This is a genomic window from Lacimicrobium alkaliphilum (assembly GCF_002591895.1).
GTDB lineage: Bacteria > Pseudomonadota > Gammaproteobacteria > Enterobacterales > Alteromonadaceae > Lacimicrobium > Lacimicrobium alkaliphilum.
This window is the reverse complement of the sequence record NZ_NISX01000001.1, coordinates 294599-309895: the sequence shown is the minus strand read 5'-3', so window position 1 is coordinate 309895 and position 15297 is coordinate 294599. Positions and strand designations below refer to the sequence as shown.

The following is a 15297-nucleotide window of genomic DNA, read 5'->3' as shown; positions in this document are numbered from 1 at the left end:
TCCTCATGCCGTGTTTTTCCTATATTCTTGATAAATAAACTTCTTTTTAGCCAAAATTATTTTGCCTGAATACATCTACAATTCTTCTTTTGTGTTACTCGGCATTTCACTGGCTATCGGCCTGCTTATAGGTATAGAGCGGGGCTGGAAGCAGCGCAGTGCAGGAGATGGAAAGCGTATTGCCGGTCTGCGAACCTATGGTCTGGCGGGTCTTGCCGGTGGCTGTTCGGCAATCATGTTGCCCTTTATTGGTGAACCGGCTACCGGATTGCTGTTTCTTGGTTTCGCTCTTGCAATCAGCATGGCTTACATAAACCGTAAGCAAGACTCTGAAGATGCCGGTATCACCGGGCTGGTAAGTCTCCTTCTGACCTATATGCTTGGCATGCTGGCCGCACTTGAACAGGTTGAACTGGCGGCCTCTGCGGCCATCGTTACCGCCTTATTACTGCGTTATAAAGAGATGCTGCATAGCTGGCTGCACCAACTTGAAGATCAGGAACTCAAGGCTGGCTTACAGCTATTGTTGATTTCGATTGTATTATTACCGGTCCTGCCTGATCAGGGATATGGCCCCTGGCAGGTTCTTAATCCATATGAAATATGGTGGATGGTTGTCCTGATTGCCGGCATATCTTTCATCGGTTATTTTGCGATGAAATTTGCCGGTACCGATAAAGGTATCATGCTTACAGCTCTGAGCGCCGGACTGGCCTCCTCTACTGCACTGACATTACATTTTTCCAGGTTGGCCAGAGATCAGGCATCGCTGCAACGTCAGCTTAGCGCAGGCATTCTTATCGCCTGTGGTACGATGTTCCCGCGGGTATTATTAGTAGCAACCCTGATAAACCCTGCCATTTTGTCATTGCTGTGGCTACCCATGACAGTGATGACATTGGTGATCTTTATCATTGCAGCTTTACTGTGGCGAACCAGGAAGCTGGATCAGCCTACATCTCTCACCCGCCTGTTGAACCCGCTAGAGCTTAAATCTGCGGTGTTTTTCGGCGCTTTACTGGTTGTGATACTACTGCTGGGGGAGTTGATGCAGGAGTTGTTTGGTGATGCGGGTATTTATGCTCTGGCATTGGTATCGGGGATTGCTGATGTGGATCCCATCAATCTGACCTTGTCACGGATGAGTCTGGGGGAAACGCAAGCCAGTGTGGCTGTAACCGGTATCGTGCTGGCCGCCTGCAGCAACTCATTAGTAAAATCACTGATGGCAGTATCCATTGCCGGTAAAGCTATGCTGATTAATGTTTTAGGACCGCTGGCACTGGCTGTAGTCTGTGGCCTGGCCAGCATATCTGTTATTTAACCTGCATTTCTGGCGGAAGGTTTCTTTGCTTTGGCCCTTTTCTGCCATTTGGGTTGAGGGGGTAAACCAGTATGTTTGGTTAACGCACGTTCTCCGCGCCCCCCTTTTTTCGCCTTCTGCCGCTTTTCATCGGCAGACTCCGGAGGCACGAGATGCTGAGGGCCCCTGCCAATCAGATCTTCACGGCCCATTTTTACCAGTGCATTGCGGATCTGTGCGAAATTTTGGGGGTCGTGATATCTGAGCATCGCTTTATGTAGACGGCGATGGATCTCACCTTTAGCGGATGGAACTTCTTCACTGTCTTTTGTGACTTTCCTGAGCGCATTGACTCCGGTGTGATACATGGTCGTCGCACTGGCCATAGGTGATGGATAAAAATTTTGTACCTGATCCAGCCTGAATCGATTTTCTTTCAGCCAAATCGCCAGTGCCAGCATATCTTCGTCGGTAGTGCCAGGATGCGAGGCAATAAAATAAGGAATCAGATACTGTTTCTTACCGGCTTCTGCTGAGTATTTATCAAAAAGCTCTTTAAAGCGGTAATAGCTTCCCATACCTGGTTTCAACATTTTTGACAGCGGACCGTCCTCTGTATGTTCAGGAGCGATTTTCAGGTAGCCGCCGACATGATGTCGCGCCAGCTCCTCAATGTAACGGGGATCTTCTACCGCCAGATCGTACCGTACGCCGGATGCGATGAGAATCTTCTTCACACCTTTTAACTCACGTGCCCGACGGTACAGGTTTATTGTGGGTGTATGATCGGTGTCCATGTGGGCACAGATTGACGGATACACACAGGAGGGCCGCCTGCAGGTGGCTTCGGCTTTTGGACTGCGACATTTCAACCGGTACATGTTCGCAGTCGGGCCACCAAGATCGGAAATTACGCCGGTAAAACCGGGAACTTTATCCCGAATGTCTTCTATCTCGCGGATGATTGAATCTTCTGATCGGCTCTGAATAATACGCCCTTCATGTTCGGTGATTGAACAAAAGGAGCAGCCACCGTAGCAACCGCGCATAATATTCACTGAGAAGCGGATCATCTCATAGGCAGGGATTTTGGCGTCACCGTAAACGGGGTGAGGGACGCGCTGATAGGGTAAATCAAATACCGCATCCATTTCAGGGGTTTCCAGCGGCATTGCCGGTGGATTGATCCAGATATGCCGGTCGCCATGGCGCTGCATTAGTGCTCTGGCACAACCAGGATTGGTTTCCTGATGCAAAATCCTTGATGTATGCGCATACAGAGGCTTATTTTCTGACACTGTCTCAAAGGCCGGTAATTTCACGTAAACCTTTTCCCAGGGCTTACGGCGATTGTCAGCCTGAACCACAACGGGTTTAGCACCGTCTGAGTTTTGTGATTCGCTTGCAGATGCCTTTTTATCGTCACAGTCAGAGACCGTCTGATAAGGACTGGGGATGGCATCGATTTTTCCGGGTCTGTCTAGCTGTGTGGAATCCACCCCCTGCCAATCTTCCAGCGCTTGTTTAACGATAATAGCGGTACCACGTACATCGCGGATATCGGCGATGGCTTCTCCTGCCGCTAAACGGTGCGTTACCTCCACCAGAGGTCGTTCGGCATTACCGAACATCAGCATATCGGCCTTGGCATCGAACAGCACCGAACGGCGTACTTTTTCAGACCAGTAATCATAATGGGCAATACGGCGCAAACTGGCTTCGATACCACCAATAATCAGGGGCACATCCTTAAACGCCTCACGACAACGCTGCGCATAAACCGTTACTGCCCTGTCCGGGCGCTTACCACCTTCATTGCCTGGCGTATAAGCATCGTCATGACGCAGTTTCTTATCGGCTGTGTAGCGGTTAATCATCGAGTCCATATTACCGGCAGTGACCCCGAAATACAGATTGGGCTTACCCAATGCCATAAAGGCTTCTTTGCTACGCCAGTCAGGCTGAGCAATAATCCCTACACGGAATCCATGGGACTCCAGCACACGGCCTATGACTGCCATGCCAAAACTGGGATGATCTACATAAGCATCGCCGGTCACCAGAATAATGTCACAGCTGTCCCAACCTAATTCATCCATTTCTGCCCGGCTCATAGGCAGGAAAGGTGCTGTTCCATAGCAATGAGCCCAGTATTTTGGATAGGAAAAGAGCGAGCGCTCAGCTTTAATGGTTGCGGTGACATTCATATAACGGACAGGACCTGACGGAGTTGATGCAAAAACGCTGCGCAGTATACCTGATTTAGCGACCCGTTTTGTAGATTAATTAATCAACCCTGATCATCTTTTTGCGTAGGCCGCTAAAGGATGGGTAGTAATGATGCTCAGGCTGACGCGTTCGCCGGGCTCAAGGCGATGTTCATGACTTACCCGTACTTTGACTTCAGTGTCATCGTCCAGTTGTACGGCATAGAATCTTGCCCCTCCCTCATAACGAACCCAGCTAATATGGCCATGGCCAGTGCTATCCTGCTGCAAACTCAGATCATCCGGTCGAATCAATAAATCCACTTGGTCACTGGCATCATTGATGGGAATCGCTGGCGCTTCACCAAGAGTGGTGTGTACTGTCTTTTGGTCGTCAGATAAGCGCCCAGGCAAGAAACTGGCTTCTCCGAGAAAGCGGGCAACAAAACGGCTGGCTGGCTCAGAAAAACAGTTCTCCGGCGTATCCAGCTGGCAAAGCACCCCGTTGTTTAGCACCCCGATTCGGTCTCCCACCGAGAGCGCCTCCTCCTGATCATGGGTCACCCAGATCGCGGGAACTCCGGCCTCTTTCAGGGCATTGCGGATTTCCCACCTGAGACTGTCTTTGAGCGCCGCATCGAGGTTAGAAAGGGGCTCATCCAACAATACACATGCGGGGTTATGTGCCAGGGTGCGTGCCAGGGCGACACGTTGTTTCTGGCCCCCTGATAGTGTTGCTGGTCTGGCATGACGAAGTTCTTCCAGTCCCAAAACCTGTATCCAGCGCTCAGCGAGTTCTTTGTTTTTTAGCCTGAAATAGATATTTTGTTCCGTGCTGAGGTGTGGAAATAACGCAAAATCCTGGAATACCATGCCCACATTTCGTTTCTCGGGTTGCACAAAACGATCTGGTGTTGCCCGCCAGTTATCAAGGCAGATTTGGCCTTCACTAATGGGAATAAGCCCCGCCAAAGCTTGCAGGATAGTCGTTTTACCACATCCGGTGGGACCCACCAGCATCAGGATTTCATCCTCACCCAGGCTAAAGTTGAGATTACGGATTATTCTCGTATTACCGTAGCTGACAGACAAGTTACTTACTTTCAACATCTACCGTTTGTCCTCGGTGTCAGATAATTCAATTTCAGATCGGCGTTCCCCTGTAAGCATCAGCATCAGAACCAATACCGACATCAGGATCAATAATAAACCAGGTACTGCAGCACGTCCGAAATAGCCGGCTTCATAAACGCGCCACAGGTACGTTGCCAACGTTTCAAACCCTGTAGGGCCAAGCATCAGTGTCGCGGGCAACTCTCGCATTGCCTCCAGAAATACCAATGCAGCGCCTGCCACAATACCACGCATGGTAAGGGGTAAGGTAATGCGTCGAAAGGCCTCTTTGGGCGTGGCACCCAACAATCTTGCCGCATTGACTAAACTCGGATCAAGACGCTCCGAAGCGGTTCGTACTGATCCTACTGCCAGTGGCAAAAACCGGAATACATAGGCTATGACCAAAAGGCCAAGGGTCTGATACAAAAAGGGCAGTTGCAGACCAATATAGACAAGAGCGGTACCCATAACGATACCAGGCACGCCAAAACCCAGATAGGTTATTCGTTCCATTATCCGGCCAATTTTGCCACGAATTGCGGCATGAGCCACAGGTAATGCAAGCACTACTGCCACTATTGCTGCCAGAACCGAAGCATAAGTGGAATTAAGGGCATAACTGAATTCAAAACCAGCGCTACCCTCACGAAATAGCCAGATGCTGAACACCAGTAGCGGTAAAAAGATGGCCAGCAATAAAACCGGAAGAATCGCGAACATCATCATCCCGGTTTGCCAGCGTGTTGGCCATAAGCTAAGAGGTCGACCGGGCGTTTCATGGCTGCCCTTCACTCTGGACTCAAGAAATAATAACAGTGCCACAATACATAACAGCTGTAATGACAGCATTGCTGCCTGGCTCAGGCCAAAAGCATTGTATTCCACATAAATCACACGGGTAAAAGTATCTACCTGCATTATTGCGGGGGTACCAAAATCTGACAAAGCATACAATGCCGCCAGCAGCCCACCAGCAGCAATACCAGTCACTGCCCGCGGCAATACTACCTTCAGCAGGCAAACTGAAAATGACATCCCCAGTGTGCGCGCTGCATTTACCTGATTGGTATCCAGGCTGCGCAGTGCAGACCGGGTTGTCAGAAGAACAAAAGGATAGGTGTAAAGGGTCATCACCAGCACAGCACCGGGCATATCCCTGACGGCCGGAAACGAGAAGCCCAGCCAGGTTTCGAGCTCGCCCCCCTGGCCAAAAGCCGCATATAACGTAAACGCGCCTATATAGCTTGGCATTGCCAGAGGAGCGGCCAGCAACACTAACCAGACCCGACGAAATGGCAGCTCGACATAAGCGGTCAGCAGAGCCAGGGGTACGCCAACTAGTATTGCTCCAATGGCGGTAAAGATCACCAGAACAAGGGTATTGAGTAATACCCTGATATTATGAGGATCGAATATTTGAGGTGTATCCGCTGCCAGTATGGCCAGCACAACAACCGGCACCAATGCCAGTATGGCGACAAGTGCAGTTGGCAGATAAGATAAGGGGATTGCCCTCATAGCACCCCGACATCGCGCATCAGGTCAAGCGTTGGGCGCAACTCTGCCAGCCGGGTGAGATCAATATCAGGCGGTGACACACTGGCCAGAGATGGCAAACCTGTTGGTGGCTCTACCCCTCTCACCAATGGGATCTCATAGGCTTCTGATGCGAGAAAAGACTGCACTTCACGGGTATGCAGGTAACGAATAAAATTTATCGCGGTTTCATTCTGACTTAATGCCAGTATGCCTGAAGCATTAACCAGACAACCGGCGTCATTCTCAGTAAACGCCAGCTCGACATTGGCATCGGGCTTCCCGGATTTCAGCCTTAAGGTGTAATAATGATTGGCAAAACCTATATCGACTTCACCTCTTTCTACCGCCATCACGACGCCGAGTTCACCGGCATAACTGGTCGCCCGTTTACTGACACCGCGTAACCAGCTCGCTGTTTGCAGATCACCTTTGAGTAGACGCATTGCCGTAACAAAAGACTGAAAAGAAGCATAAGCCGGTGCCCAGCCAATTGATAACTTGCTATCCGCAATTGCCATAATATTTTTGGGGATCTGCTCTGCACGAACACGCTGCGGATTATACGGTATGGTACGAATCCGACCTGTAACCGGTGCCCACTGAGGATACCTAAATCCAGCTTTAAGGTGTTGGGTCAGGTCTTTAGGAAGGGGCTGAGCCAGACCTTGCTCACTAACCAGACCAATAGCACCGGAGTCTACCGCCCAGAACAGATCGGCCCGGCGAACACCGGCTCTGGCTTCAGCCACTATGGTATTGGCCAGCGCCGCTGTTGCTCCTCGCCTGATGCGCAAATCAAGTGCGGGGTTACGCTCCCGAATCGCATCTAATACCTTTTCATACAAGCCGCCTTCGCCGCGTCCGAGGTATAAGGTTAACTGACCTTTGAGCAGTGGTAACTGCTCAACAGATACAGCACTGACCCGGGACTCAGCAAACGCCCTTGTCAGAGGAATACTACTAAGTGCACTGGCGGCAACCAGGCCCTGAATAAAGGTTCGGCGCTGCACTTAAAACACGTCCCTGCTCTGACTTTGAGCCTGTTGCAGCAGTGTGCTTGCCTTATCCAGCTTAACCTGCATGGTGCTCACCACCTTGCGAATTTCCTCTACATCAGACTGGTTTTTCAATGCAAGGGGCAGTGTCACATTAAAGTCTTTTTCAAGTGATTCCACCAGTTCCGCATCCTCTGCAATCAGGCGCCCTTCCAGACCTTCGAACAGATTGAGGTATGTGTTGTGTACGATGTCGGTGGCTTGCTGCGGAAGTTTCTCTGCCGCTTTAGCCACAACCCGATCAAGACGATGCTTTATTTCGGCAAGGATCTGATTGGGCTCGGTGAGCTGGTTATCGTTTCCCCGCTTTGCAAGTTTACCTTGCTGTTGATACTGCGCGGCCAGTTTTACGGCACCAAGGGCCTGCCATAAACTCTGCTCCAGTTTTTGTTGTTCCTGTCTTATTACTGCAACAGGTTTTTCTTTCGCTATGCCATCCTTTACGCCAAACAGACTTTGCCAGATAAGGGCATATACAGGAACATAATTGGTTTCAATGGCCGCGTGAAAATCAACGGCTTCCCAGTGCTCAATCAGTTCCTCTGAGTTTACTCCGCCTTTTCCTTTTGCTTCATAGGTGCCAACCATCCCGTCAACTTTGCCGATCAACCAGTCCACCTCTTGCGCATACGTTGGCAAATGCGTTTGAAGTTGATTGACATGGTCACCAATAGGACCGTTAGCTGTTACAGGCGAACTGGCCAATAACATGCTGATTCCCATACTCAGCGCAAGACGTTGAACGGCCGAATGTTTTAGCAGCATAATTTGTTACTCCGAAAATACGTGGTTTCGCAAATGATACTTATTATCAGCAAACAGTTAAAGTACTTCCGGAGTAGTATTTGTAATCAAATGTGGGTAGCGACCAAAACAGAGCTGTGCTTAAACCAATCTTGACATATAAAAACAGGACATAATCGCCACCAACGACTATATCCTGTGCTTTTCTTTACCAGTGACAAAAGGGGCTTTGTCAGGCTGTCATACTAGTTAATTTGCTTGTGTTGTTCCGCAAGGTACAACCATGTATCAATTACGGTATCCGGGTTCAGGGAAACACTGTCAATGCCCTGCTCTACCAGCCAGGCGGCCAGATCTTCGTGATCTGAGGGGCCCTGACCACAGATGCCGACATATTTACCTCTTGCTTTAGCAGCTTTAATCGCCATGGATAACAGTATTTTCACCGCTTCATCACGCTCATCAAACAAATGGGCGATCACGCCGGAGTCCCTGTCGAGTCCCAGTGTTAGCTGAGTTAAATCATTTGAGCCAATAGAGAAGCCGTCGAAGATATCCAGAAATTGATCTGCCAACAGCGCATTGGATGGCAGTTCGCACATCATGATAACACGCAGACCATTTTCACCTTGTTTCAGGCCTTGCTCTGCAAGCAACTCAATAACTTTGCGGCCCTCTTCAAGCGTTCTGACAAAGGGGATCATTATCTCAACATTGGTCAGTCCCATATCGTTGCGCACCCGCTTGATGGCTTCACATTCCAATGCGAAACAATCACGGAAATCTTCCGATATATAACGGCTTGCACCACGAAAACCCAGCATGGGATTCTCTTCATGAGGTTCATACTGAAAACCACCCACCAGATTAAAATACTCATTAGATTTAAAATCTGACATGCGCACAATAACCTTCTGGGGCGAGAATGCAGCACCAATTGTGGCAATACCTTCAACCAGTTTGTTGATATAAAACTCAACCGGGGAGTCATAACCCGCCATCAGGTCATCAATTTCAGCTTTTACATCTTCGGGCTGTTCATTGTAATTAAGCAGTGCCTTGGGGTGTACACCAATCATGCGATTGATAATAAATTCAAGTCTGGCCAGGCCCACGCCTGAATGGGGCAGACGGGCAAAATCAAACGCCCTGTCGGGATTGCCCACATTCATCATGACTTTAAGATCCATATCCGGCATCGCGTCAATTCTGGATGTGACCACATCAAAGTCCAGCACATCGCCGTAGATATAACCCGTATCTCCTTCGGCACAGGAAACCGTAACTTTGTCGCCATTGTGAATGCTGAGGGTGGCGTCACCGCACCCCACTGCAGCAGGGATGCCAAGTTCCCGAGCAATAATAGCTGCATGACAGGTGCGCCCGCCCCGGTTTGTGACAATAGCGGAAGCCTTTTTCATAATTGGCTCCCAATCCGGATCTGTCATATCGGTGACCAGTACATCGCCTGGCTGGATCTTGTTCATCTCATCAATAGACCCCAGTACTTTGGCCTCACCGCTGCCAATCTTATGGCCTATTGCACGGCCTTCACAGACGATATTGGCTTCGCCTTTTAACTGAAAGCGTTCGATGCTTTGTGCATCATCACGGCTGCGAACAGTTTCCGGGCGTGCCTGAACGATGTAGAGTTTGCCATCGGTACCATCTTTAGCCCATTCGATGTCCATCGCGCGCTGATAGTGCTTTTCAATAATCTGAGCCTGTTTGGCCAGTTCCATCACTTCAGCATCGCTAAGAGAGAATCGATGGCTGTCAGTAGCTTCTACATCAACAATATCAACCTGCTTACCATGACTGGCATCAGCAGAGTAAATCATCTTCTTCAGCTTGCTGCCAAGGTTACGACGCACTACGGCAGGCTTACCCTTATCCAGAGTCGGTTTGTGTACGTAAAATTCGTCCGGGTTTACGGCACCCTGTACAACCATTTCACCGAGGCCGAAAGAAGAGGTAATAAATACTACATCCTCAAAGCCTGATTCTGTATCAATGGTAAACATGACTCCTGATGAAGCGCAATCTGAGCGCACCATGCGCTGGATACCTGCTGACAACGCCACGCCTTTGTGGTCATAACCCTGATGTACCCGGTAGGAAATCGCGCGGTCATTAAATAAAGAGGCATAAACGTGTTTGATGGCGATCAGCACATTCTCATAGCCTTTTACATTCAGGAAGGTTTCCTGCTGACCGGCAAATGACGCATCGGGCATATCTTCGGCTGTGGCCGAAGAACGCACTGCGAAAGATGCTTCACCTCCGGCTTCCTGTTGCAGTTGATCAAAGGCGCTTTTGATCGCAGCTTCCAGTTCAGGCTGAAAAGGCGTATCGATAATCGACTGGCGGATTTCGGCACCGGCTCTGGATAATGCATCCACATCGTCTACATCCAGCGCATCCAGTGTTTCATGAATACGTTTATCCAGACCGCTTTGCTCAAGAAACTCGTTAAACACCTCAGCAGTCGTAGCAAAGCCTCCTGGTACCATGACACCGGCATTGGCCAGATTGGAAATCATTTCACCCAGGGACGCGTTCTTGCCCCCCACCTTATCCACATCATGCATGCCTAATTGCTGATACCACAAGACGTATTTCTGCACTTCGAGCTCTCCTGACTAAATCCGTGAATTCAAAGCCATTGAGATAACAACTGACTTTTATCGCTGGGGATTTTAGAATGCCGGTAATAACAAAGTAAAATTTTATTTATTTTCGTAATAAATTTACAACATTGTTAAGGAATTGTTTTGCGTACTGCTTACTATATTTCAGACGGAACGGCCATTACTTCGGAAGTTTTCGGGCATGCTTTATTGTCGCTATTCCCCACAGAATTCAACCATATCACGATTCCGTTTGTAGAAACTTCAGAGCATGCAGAACGCGTAAACAAGAAAATTGCAGAGACATTCAGTGAAAGTGGTGAACGCCCTTTGGTGTTTTATACCATCGTTAATTCACAAGTGCGGGAAATCGTCTCAAACTCAGTAGGGATCAATTATAACTTTCTCGACCAGTTTGTTGCGCCATTAGAGAAAATAATAGGTATTCCGGCTAAACCGGAAAAACACCGCACTCACAGTATTCATGAAAAAACCTATGATATTCGTATTGAGGCGGTTAACTATGCTTTAGCCAATGATGATGGTGCCAATACGGATAATTATCATGATGCAGACATTATTCTGGTGGGCGTGTCCCGCTCAGGTAAAACACCCACCAGCCTCTATCTGGCGTTACAGTACGGCATTAAAGCTGCCAATTACCCTTTTACCGAAGAAGATATGGGCGATATGCTTAAACTGCCGCCCAAATTGCGACGTTTCAAGCAGAAGCTGTTTGGTCTGACGATTAACCCTGAGCGACTGCATCAGATCCGTTCAGAGCGCCGCGCCAACAGCAAATATGCATCAATGCGACAGTGTCGTATGGAACTGCGTGAAGTCGATAACCTTTACCGCAGGGAGAGTATCCCTTTTCTGAACAGCACCCGTTATTCCATAGAGGAAATCTCTGCCAAGATCCTGGCTGAAACAGGGCTGCAGCGTAAAAAGTACTGATTTCTGGCGATATGTTTCGGGAGCTTAGCAGGATAATGAAATGATTGAGGGCGATACTGTCATGTATCGCCCTCAATTGTTCCGAGAAGATGATAGCTGTCTTACGCCTTTAAATGGTCGGCGACCAGAAAAGCCAGCTCCAGTACCTGATCAGCGTTTAATCGCGGGTCACACTGCGTCTGGTAACATTCCGCCAGGTCTGCTTCGCTGATTTTATATGCACCGCCTGTGCACTCGGTAACATGCTGGCCTGTCATCTCCAGGTGAATACCTCCGGCATGAGTACCTTCACTCTTGTGTGCCTGGAAGAACTGCTGGATTTCGCGCAATATCGCGTCAAAGTTCCGGGTTTTATAGCCACTGGACGCTTTGACCGTGTTGCCATGCATGGGATCTGAACTCCACACCACTTTACGGCCTTCCTGTTTAACCCTGCGCAGCAATTGGGGTAGCTTATCTGCAAGATTATCGGCCCCCATTCGGGTTATTAAGGTCAGACGGCCAGCCTCATTGTGAGGATTCAGCGCATCAATAAGACGGATCAGTTCATCTTCCTGCATACCAGGACCGACTTTCACACCAACAGGATTATGGATCCCCCGGAAAAACTCCACATGAGCATGATCAAGTTGACGGGTGCGCTCTCCAATCCAGAGCATGTGCGCAGAACAATTATACCATTTCCCGGTCAGGGTATCGTTACGGGTCAGAGCCTGCTCATAATTTAGCAGCAATGCCTCATGAGAAGTAAACAAGCTGGTTTCGTGTAAGGCTGAATTATTCGCGGAGTTTATCCCCACCACTTCCATAAAGGACAACGCATCCTGGATCCTCTGGGCGACATCCTGATAGCGATCTTTAAGTGGATTATTTTCTACAAAGGCCATATTCCAGCGGTTCACCTGATGTAAATCAGCCAGGCCTCCCTGAGCAAAAGCTCTGAGCAGGTTAAGAGTGGCTGCCGAACGATGATAAGCCTCTATCATCCGTTGTGGATCCGGTTGGCGTGACGCATCGGTAAAATCAAAATTATTAATAATGTCGCCCCGGTAACTGGGTAATGAGACACCATCAATGGTTTCGAGATCACTGGAACGGGGCTTTGCATACTGCCCGGCCATGCGTGCGACCTTGGTGACCGGACAGCGCCCGGCAAAGGTCAGCACAATAGCCATCTGTAGGATCACCTTAAAGGTATCGCGGATCTTCGGGGCATTAAACTCATCAAAGGATTCAGCGCAATCACCTCCCTGTAACAAAAAGCCCTTACCCTCAGCCACATCACCGAGTTGACGGTAAAGCTCGCGAGCCTCAGCCGCAAAAACCAGGGGGGGATATTTCGCCAGGCGCTGCTCTGCATCCTTGAGGTGTGTTTGATCTTGATAGGTTGGTTGTTGTTGAATAGGCAGCTTACGCCAGCTATCGGGTTGCCACTGAGTCACGTATATTCCTTAAGTATCTGGGTGAAATCCACTATATTCAAATATCGGACACTGGAATTTACGAGTTCTGAAAGAAAACTTCAATCAAAGATACGTCTGAATTAGGCGATTTTGTTCTGTATCGGTCACAATCCGAACATTACAGGAAAATACCTGTGTCAGAAGCGGTTCAGTAAGCACCTGTTCAGGAACGTCATCGGCCACGAGTTGACCTTGATGCATAAGCCATATCCGGCTGGCATAACGTTCAGCCAGATTCAGTTGATGGTGACTCATTACCAGCATATTACCCATTTGGGTGAGCCTATTCAGTAGTGCACAAAGCCTGTGTTGATGAGAAAAGTCCAGCCCCTGCACAGGCTCGTCGAGTAATAGTAGCGCCCTTCCCTGCTCTATTGCCGGCCATACCTGCATCAGACAACGGGCAATCTGTACACGACGCTGTTCGCCGCCGGAAAGCTGATTGAGTGGGCGCTGCATAAAATCTGCGATATTCAGTGCCTGTTCAAGACTCTCTGGTACGGCTCGTTCAGCACAGAAAAAGTTCAGGCTTTCCTTTACGGTCAGGGCAAACACGCTTTGTTGACTTTGCTCCATCAAACAGCGCTGACTGGCCAGCTCTGCAGGCGCGTAATGAGTGAGATCGCGACCATCGAGCCATAAATTCCCCTTATCTGGCGCGATCAGACCGGCTAAGAGGTTTAACAGACTGGACTTACCAGAGCCGTTCGGCCCCAACAAATGCACCGCATCGGAAGATATCAGATCAATACTCAGGTCGCTGACCCGATTCGCAAGAGAAATTCCTTCGGCTCTTAGCATGGTTAGCGCTCCGCCAGCTTGACAACAGAGTACAAAAATACCGGCCCACCCAGAGTGGCAGTAAGCATTGACACCGGCACGGCGACGCCACCAAAGAGATCGGAGACCAGAATGACCAGCAATAGCAGTATGGCGCCCAATAAGGCAGAAGCCGGTAAGATAAAGCGATTGTCATAGCCAAAGAAATTGCGCAATAAGTGAGGCACCAACAGGCCCACAAAAGCGATGGAGCCAGCCAAAGATACTGCAACCCCCACCAAAAAGGCGCTGGCCAACAGCATTCTGGGGTAGAAGCGGCGAATATCCAGGCCGGCAAGATGTGCAGAACGCTGCCCCAGATAGAGCCAGTTAAGTGCACGGCCCTGAACAACCAGATACAGGAGTAACACACACACCGGTGCCGTCGCCATTAACACTAATTTCAGACTGGCCTGGTGCAAACTGCCAAGCAGCCAGAAGGTCAGGTTACGCAACGATTGTGCATCCGTAAAAAAATACAGCCAGGCGATCACACCACCACTCAGCGTTGAGATGGCAATGCCTGCGAGAATCACACCGCTGCCGGATACCAGACTCAGGCGCCTGGCAATCAGATAGATCAACAAGGTAGACAGTAAAGCACCGATAAAACTGAACAGGGGAAGGCCATATTGGAGCAATGCTGCACTCAGACTGCCGCCCATCAACAGATAAATAGCGGCGAAAAGACTGGCACCGCTGGTAATACCTATAATGCCAGGGTCAGCGAGTGGGTTTCGCAACATGACCTGCAACAGCGCAGAACTCGCTGCCAGACTCGCGCCCACCAGTATGGCACAGAGCACCAATGGTAAACGAAGGTGCAACAGAATTTGCCGGTCTACAGCATCGGTCAATTGCAGATCACGCAACAGCACAAAAAGCGCCAGGGTAATCAGGATAACGAACAACAGGCTCAATAGCCTGGTGCGATAAAACATCAGTCTTTGCGAGCCCTGAGTTGTTGTATCAGTTTGTCACAGCCCTGCTCAACCAGATCCAGAACCAGATCAAACCCCCGACGTCCACCATAATAGGGGTCAGGCACTTCTTTTTGCTCGTGGCCGGTGTACTCAAGGAAAAGGTGTACTTTATGCTGAAATTCTTCAGGACAGCGCGCCAGCAAATCCGCATGGTTGGACTGATCCATTGCCAGAATCAAATCGAAGCGTTCAAAATCATCCGCAGCCACAGCACGCGAACGCTGACTGGTGAAATCGTAACCACGTTTAATACCGGCTTCACAGGTGCGCTTATCCGGCAGGCTGCCCACATGGAAACCTGAGGTGCCGGCAGAGTCAATATGTACCTTTAGTTTTGAATGGGCCGCTTTTTGCTGGAAAATGGCATGGGCTGTAGGTGAACGGCAAAGATTCCCGAGACAGACAAAAAGTACTGAATAGTCACCCTGAGACATGCAAAATTACCACCGTGAAAAAAAGGGGCCCTACTATGTCAGAATTC

12 protein-coding genes are annotated in these 15297 nt (G+C 49.4%); 2 read left to right on the top strand and 10 right to left on the bottom strand.

Annotated elements, in window-relative coordinates:
• Positions 1-61: 61 nt before the first annotated feature.
• A complete protein-coding gene (locus CDA54_RS01425; RefSeq protein WP_099033210.1) occupies positions 62-1324 on the top strand; it encodes an MgtC/SapB family protein in 1263 nt (420 codons plus the stop codon).
• Here the strand turns inward: CDA54_RS01425 and CDA54_RS01420 are convergent.
• The 6 genes from CDA54_RS01420 to ppsA form a co-directional block, all read right to left on the bottom strand.
• A complete protein-coding gene (locus CDA54_RS01420; protein WP_099033209.1) occupies positions 1321-3510 on the bottom strand; it encodes a YgiQ family radical SAM protein in 2190 nt (729 codons plus the stop codon). The genes CDA54_RS01425 and CDA54_RS01420 overlap by 4 nt on opposite strands.
• A 93-nt stretch (positions 3511-3603) precedes the next feature.
• Entirely contained in the window at positions 3604-4620 is a 1017-nt protein-coding gene (locus CDA54_RS01415; protein WP_099033208.1) for an ABC transporter ATP-binding protein, read from the bottom strand.
• Positions 4621-6144 carry an ABC transporter permease gene (locus CDA54_RS01410; protein ID WP_099033207.1) on the bottom strand — a complete coding sequence of 508 codons (1524 nt, stop codon included), beginning with the start codon at positions 6142-6144 and terminating at the stop codon, positions 4621-4623.
• Complete coding sequence (locus tag CDA54_RS01405) at positions 6141-7175, bottom strand: substrate-binding domain-containing protein (RefSeq protein ID WP_099033206.1); 1035 nt, start codon at positions 7173-7175, stop codon at positions 6141-6143. Before CDA54_RS01405 ends, CDA54_RS01410 begins: the two co-directional genes overlap by 4 nt.
• The gene (locus CDA54_RS01400; RefSeq protein ID WP_099033205.1) at positions 7176-7985 is read right to left on the bottom strand and encodes a hypothetical protein; all 810 of its coding nucleotides are present in this window, start codon (positions 7983-7985) and stop codon (positions 7176-7178) included. It abuts the gene before it with no gap.
• Between the two features lie 224 nt (positions 7986-8209).
• A complete protein-coding gene (gene ppsA / locus CDA54_RS01395) occupies positions 8210-10591 on the bottom strand; it encodes a phosphoenolpyruvate synthase (RefSeq protein WP_099033204.1) in 2382 nt (793 codons plus the stop codon).
• Between the two features lie 147 nt (positions 10592-10738).
• Here ppsA and ppsR point away from each other — a divergent pair, with 147 nt between their 5' ends.
• Positions 10739-11551, top strand: a complete 813-nt coding sequence (gene ppsR / locus CDA54_RS01390) for a posphoenolpyruvate synthetase regulatory kinase/phosphorylase PpsR (protein ID WP_099033203.1) — start codon at positions 10739-10741, stop codon at positions 11549-11551.
• A 101-nt stretch (positions 11552-11652) separates the two neighbouring features.
• Here ppsR and CDA54_RS01385 read toward each other — a convergent pair whose 3' ends face one another.
• The 4 genes from CDA54_RS01385 to CDA54_RS01370 form a co-directional block, all read right to left on the bottom strand.
• Positions 11653-12993 (bottom strand): class II 3-deoxy-7-phosphoheptulonate synthase, encoded by a 1341-nt coding sequence (locus tag CDA54_RS01385; RefSeq protein ID WP_099033202.1) that lies wholly within the window; start codon positions 12991-12993, stop codon positions 11653-11655.
• 84 nt (positions 12994-13077) lie between these two features.
• Complete coding sequence (locus tag CDA54_RS01380) at positions 13078-13815, bottom strand: ATP-binding cassette domain-containing protein (protein WP_099033201.1); 738 nt, start codon at positions 13813-13815, stop codon at positions 13078-13080.
• Positions 13816-13817: 2 nt separating this feature from the next.
• On the bottom strand, positions 13818-14774 hold the full coding sequence (locus CDA54_RS01375; RefSeq protein WP_099033200.1) for a FecCD family ABC transporter permease: 957 nt from the start codon (positions 14772-14774) through the stop codon (positions 13818-13820).
• Positions 14774-15250, bottom strand: coding sequence for a low molecular weight protein-tyrosine-phosphatase (locus CDA54_RS01370; RefSeq protein ID WP_099033199.1), 477 nt, complete (start codon positions 15248-15250; stop codon positions 14774-14776). Before CDA54_RS01370 ends, CDA54_RS01375 begins: the two co-directional genes overlap by 1 nt.
• Positions 15251-15297: the final 47 nt, after the last annotated feature.